Annotated in this window: 4 protein-coding genes and 2 rRNA genes; 1 reads left to right on the forward strand and 5 read right to left on the reverse strand. The window is 71.2% G+C overall.

Features of this window, described 5'->3' with window-relative positions; genetic code table 11:
• Window positions 1–135: 135 nt before the first annotated feature.
• The gene (locus ACIREO_RS18665) at window positions 136–1,167 is read right to left on the reverse strand and encodes an HAD hydrolase-like protein (RefSeq protein ID WP_404111038.1); all 1,032 of its coding nucleotides are present in this window, start codon (window positions 1,165–1,167) and stop codon (window positions 136–138) included.
• Window positions 1,168–1,239: 72 nt separating this feature from the next.
• Here ACIREO_RS18665 and ACIREO_RS18670 point away from each other — a divergent pair, with 72 nt between their 5' ends.
• Window positions 1,240–2,520 carry a DUF1015 family protein gene (locus tag ACIREO_RS18670; protein WP_404111041.1) on the forward strand — a complete coding sequence of 427 codons (1,281 nt, stop codon included), beginning with the start codon at window positions 1,240–1,242 and terminating at the stop codon, window positions 2,518–2,520.
• Window positions 2,521–2,591: 71 nt separating this feature from the next.
• Here ACIREO_RS18670 and ACIREO_RS18675 read toward each other — a convergent pair whose 3' ends face one another.
• The 4 genes from ACIREO_RS18675 to ACIREO_RS18690 form a co-directional block, all read right to left on the reverse strand.
• Window positions 2,592–3,317 carry a tetratricopeptide repeat protein gene (locus ACIREO_RS18675; RefSeq protein WP_404111043.1) on the reverse strand — a complete coding sequence of 242 codons (726 nt, stop codon included), beginning with the start codon at window positions 3,315–3,317 and terminating at the stop codon, window positions 2,592–2,594.
• Complete coding sequence (locus tag ACIREO_RS18680; RefSeq protein ID WP_404111046.1) at window positions 3,317–4,753, reverse strand: hypothetical protein; 1,437 nt, start codon at window positions 4,751–4,753, stop codon at window positions 3,317–3,319. The genes ACIREO_RS18675 and ACIREO_RS18680 overlap by 1 nt, the downstream gene beginning before the upstream one ends.
• Before the next feature lie 213 nt (window positions 4,754–4,966).
• Window positions 4,967–5,083, reverse strand: a 5S ribosomal RNA gene (gene rrf, locus ACIREO_RS18685).
• A 138-nt stretch (window positions 5,084–5,221) separates the two neighbouring features.
• Window positions 5,222–5,294, reverse strand: a 23S ribosomal RNA gene (locus tag ACIREO_RS18690); the annotation flags it as partial.

The following is a 5,294-nucleotide window of genomic DNA, read 5'->3' on the forward strand; positions in this document are numbered from 1 at the left end:
TCCGTGCCCCCCGGGGGGGGGGCGGGGCCCGTGGTGGTCCGGGGGGGGGTGTCCCGGGGCGCCGGGGGGGCGGGGGCCGCCGCCGGGGGGGGGGGTCCGCTCCATGGAGCGGACCCGCAGCCAGGGCGGCCGCTGCTACAGCCCGAGCCTGGCCACGGCCTTCCCCGCGTCCAGCTCGCACGAGCCCTCCCCGGCATGCGTCCACGCCGCCCCGCACAGGGCCCGCAGCCCGTCGACGGCGTCACCGTCACCTTCCAGCACGAGCGCGTCCCCGCTCACCACGGCCGTCCAGCCACCGCAGCGGAACCCGCCGCCCTGCTCCTGCGACACCTCCGGCTGGCCGGTGAGCAGCCCCCGCAGGTCCCGGTCCACATAGGTCGGCCGGTACTTGGGTTCGGCCGCGATCAGCTGCGCCGCGTCGGTCACCCCGGTCAGGACGAGCAGCGAGTCGACACCGCCGTTGAACGCGCCCTCGATGTCCGTGTCCAGCCGGTCCCCGACGACCAGCGGCCGCTTCGCCCCGGTCCGCAGCACGGTCTCGCGGTGCATCGGCGGCAGCGGCTTGCCCGCGACCTGCGGCTCGGCACCGGTGGCGATCCGTACGACCTCGACCGCCGCACCGTTGCCCGGGGCGATCCCCCGGGCACCCGGGATCGTCAGGTCCGTGTTGGACGCGAACCACACGGCTCCGCGCGAGATCGCGTACGCCGCCTCGGCGAACCGGCCCCACGCCAGGTCGGGACCGCCGAAGCCCTGCGCCACGGCGACCGGGTCGTCGTCCGCCGACTCCACCGGCACCAGGCCGCGCTCGCGCAGCGCGACCCGCAGCCCTTCACCGCCGACCACGAGCACCCTGGCACCGGACGGCAGCTGGTCGGCCATCAGCCGGGCCACCGCCTGCGCCGACGTGATCACATCAGCGGCTTCGGCCGGCACGCCGAGCTCCGTGAGGTGCTCCGCCACCGCGTCCGGCGTCCGCAGCGCGTTGTTCGTCACGTACGCCAGGTGCATACCGCCCGCGCGTGCGCTGCCCAGCGACTCGACGGCGTACACGATCGCGTGCCCGCCCGCGTAGACCACCCCGTCGAGATCGAGCAGGGCCGTGTCGTACGCCTCACTCAGCGCGACGTCACTCCCGAGCGGCTGTGACCTGTACTGCTGACTCATATGCCTGTGCTCCTCTTTCCATGCTTCTCCCCCGATCATCGCGCATCGTGGCGGCGCGCATACGATGCCGGGATGAACACATCCGGGCCCGCCGTCGGCAGGGGACTGCAGCTGATCCCCTTCCGCGGTCTGCGTTACGTCCCCGAACGGGTCGGCAGCCTGGCGGCGGTGACCTCACCTCCGTACGACGTCGTCGTACGGCCCGACGGGCTGCACCACCTGGAGTCCGCGGATCCGCACAACATCGTGCGGCTGATCCTCCCGCAGGCGGGCACGGCGGCCGAACGCCACCGGCAGGCCGCCGACACCCTGACGCGCTGGCTCGCGGAGGGCGTACTCGCCCCGGACCCGGCGCCCGTGCTCTACGTCTACGAGCAGCGGGACGGCGACCTCCTTCAGCGCGGTGTGATCGGGGCCCTGGCACTCTCCCCCGCGTCGGAGGGCGTGGTGCTGCCGCACGAGGACGTCATGGCGGACGTCGTGGAGGACCGCGCCGACCTGATGCGCACCGCCGCCGCCCACCTCGAACCCCTCCTCCTCAGCTACGCGGGTGACACCGGACCCAGCGGCACCGCAGCAGTCATCGAGCGGGTGGTGGAACGCCGTCCGCTCCTCACCACGACGACCGAGGACGGTTTCAGCCACCGTCTCTGGGCCGTCTCCGATCCCGCGGAGCGGGCGGAGATCGAGTCCGACCTCTCCCACCGCCAGGCGCTGATCGCCGACGGCCACCACCGCTGGGCCACCTATCTGCGGCTCCAGCAGGAGCAGTCCGCCCCCGGCCCCTGGGATTTCGGTCTCGTCCTGCTGGTCGACACCGCCCGCTATCCGCTGCGGGTCCGTGCCATCCACCGGCTGCTGCACCGCCTTCCGGTCGCCCAGGCCATCGAGGCCCTGGGCAGCAGCTTCCGGGTGAGGGAGATCGAGGGACCGCTCCCCCGGGCCCTCGACGCACTCACCGAGGCCGCCTCGGAGGGCAACGCCTTTCTGCTCGCGGGCGACGGCAGTTTCCACCTCGTCGACCGGCCGGACGGAGATCTCCTCAGCCGCACGGTTCGTGCCGACCAGCCGGCGGCCTGGCGCGCACTGGATGCGACCGTGCTGCACTCCACACTCCTGGACCACGTCTGGAGGATTCCCGACGCCCCGGAGCACATCGCGTACATCCACGACACCGCCGCGGCCGTCGAGCAGGCAGAGCGGCACAATGCCACGGCAGTGCTGATGCACCCGGTCAGCGAGGACGTCGTCCGGGAACTGGCCAGACAGGGCGTCACCATGCCCCGTAAGTCGACCTCGTTCGGCCCCAAGCCGGCCACGGGACTCGTCCTGCGCACTCTCGACACGGACTGAGGAACGGGCAGCAAACAGAAGAGGGCGGCACCCGCGACGGGTGCCGCCCTCTTCTGTCAGCCCTTCAGCGCTTACGCCTTCGCGGAGCCTTCCGCGTCGTCGTCCTCGACTTCTTCGATTTCCTCGTCATCGTCGTCGTAGTACTCCTCGACGCCGTCGTCCTCGTCGTCCTGCTCCTCGGCGCCCGGCGCCTCGGCCTCGACCACGGCCGGGTGCTCGTCGTCCTCACCCATGGCGTCGACGAACTCCACACCGTCGAGCGCGGCGAGCCGGTCCGACGCATCGGTCGCGCCGTCCTTGTCCGCCTCGAGGGCCTTGCCGAACCACTCGCGTGCCTCGTCCTCGCGCCCTGCTTCCAGGAGCGCGTCCGCATACGCGTACCGCAGGCGCGGGCTCCACGAGTGGACGGCGCTGGAGGCGAGCTCGGGGCCCTGCAGCGTGACGATTGCCGCGTCGATCTGGCCCATGTCCCTACGGGCTCCGGCGGCGACCAGGCGCATCTCGACCTGGCCGGCCTTGTCCAGCTTCTGGACCTCGGGCCCACCGGCCATGTCCATCGCCCGCTCGGGCCTGCCGAGTCCACGCTCGCAGTCGGCCATGACGGGCCACAGGTCCACGGAGCCGGTCATGCGACGGGACGCCCTGAACTCGGCCAGTGCCTCCGCATACCTCTGCGTCGCGTACGCGGCGAAGCCGGTAGCCTCACGCACCGCTGCGACGCGGGAGGCCAGACGCAGTGCGATACGCGAGTATGCGTAGGCCTGCTCCGGGTCCTCGTCGAGGAGGCGGGCCACCATCACAAGGTTCCGTGCAACGTCCTCGGCCAGGGTCTTCGGCAGGCTGTACAGCTCCTGCCGGACATCCTTGTCGATCTCGTGGCCGGTGACGTCGTCCGGGATGGGAAGCCGCTTGATCGGCTCACGGTCGCGGTCGTCGCGGCCCTGGTAACCGCCGCGATCATCTCGCTGACCACCGCGGTTGCCACCGCGGTCGTTGCCACGGTCGTTGTCGCGGCGCGGGCCGCGGTCGCGGTCCTGGCTCCGGTCGTCGCGCCCCTGGTAACCGCCGCCGGTGCTGCCGCCTCGGCTGTCGTCGCGGCGGAAGCTGCTGGGCCGGTCGTCGTCACGGCGCGGGCCACGCGGCCGGTCATCGCGACGCTCGAACCCACCGCCACCGGAGGCGGGACGGCCACCACGGTCATCACGCTGACCACCGCGGTACCCACCACGGTCGTCCTCACGACGCGGCGCACGATCATCACGACGGAAGCTGCTGGGCCGGTCGTTGCCACGGTCGTTGTCGCGGCGCGGGCCGCGGTCGCGGTCCTGGCTCCGGTCGTCGCGCCCCTGGTAACCGCCGCCGGTGCTGCCGCCTCGGCTGTCGTCGCGGCGGAAGCTGCTGGGCCGGTCGTCATCGCGGCGCGGGCCACGCGGCCGGTCATCGCGACGCTCGAACCCACCGCCACCGGAGGCGGGACGCCCGCCACGGTCATCACGCTGACCACCGCGGTACCCACCACGGTCGTCCTCACGACGCGGCGCACGATCATCACGACGGAACCCGCCACCAGAGCTACCGCCTCGGCTGTCGTCGCGGCGGAAACCGCCGCCGGTGTTGCCGCCTCGGCTGTCGTCGCGGCGGAAACCGCCGCCGGTGTTGCCGCCTCGGCTGTCGTCGCGGCGGAAGCTGCTGGGCCGGTCGTCGTCACGGCGCGGGCCACGCGGCCGGTCATCACGACGCTCGAACCCACCGCCACCGGAGGCGGGACGCCCGCCACGGTCATCACGCTGACCACCGCGGTACCCACCACGGTCGTCCTCACGACGCGGCGCACGATCATCACGACGGAACCCACCACCGGTGCCGGCACCGCGGTTGTCATCACGGCGAGGACCACGGTCACGGTCATCGCGACGGAAGCCACCGCCCGTGTTGCCGCCCCGGCTGTCATCACGACGGAAGCCACCGCCGGCGCTGCCACCACGGCTGTCATCACGACGGAAGCCACCGCCGGCGCTGCCACCACGGCTGTCATCACGACGGAAGCCACCGCCGGCGCTGCCACCACGGCTGTCGTCGCGGCGGGGGCCGCTGCTGGGACGGTCGTCACGACGCGGAGCCCGGTCGTCGCGACGGAAACCACCACCGGTGCTGCCACCACGGCTGTCATCGCGGCGGGGGCCGCTGGAACGGTCGTTGGTGTCACGTCGAGGCGCGCCGGACCGGTCGTCACGACCGCCACGGAAACCGCCCCTGTCACCGCCGTCACGGCGACGCGGCTCGCGCTCCGGACGGTCGTCGGAAGAGTTGGTGGACATGGGGGTGACTCCTGTCATCGGGTACCACAGACATTCTCGCGCAGCCGACCATCCGACGCGCTTCGGCAAAACAAAAAAGGACCCCTGGCCCCAGCGTTGAACGCTGGGACCAAGGGTCCTGAAAGATTGTTCGGCGGCGTCCTACTCTCCCACAGGGTCCCCCCTGCAGTACCATCGGCGCTGAAAGGCTTAGCTTCCGGGTTCGGAATGTAACCGGGCGTTTCCCTAACGCAATGACCACCGAAACACTATCGGCCAACTCCGCAATAAAAAGCAGAGTATCGGCACTTAGCGAACAAGCACACTTTTCAATTAAGCAGTGAAACTGTTCAACCAGCACGACTGTTCGTGGCCTGGGAACAACACAGTGGACGCGAGCAACTGAGGACAAGCCCTCGGCCTATTAGTACCAGTCAGCTCCACCCGTTACCGGGCTTCCACATCTGGCCTATCAAC

Origin of the sequence: Streptomyces sp. NPDC102441 (assembly GCF_044765585.1) — a bacterium.
Lineage (GTDB): Bacteria > Actinomycetota > Actinomycetes > Streptomycetales > Streptomycetaceae > Streptomyces.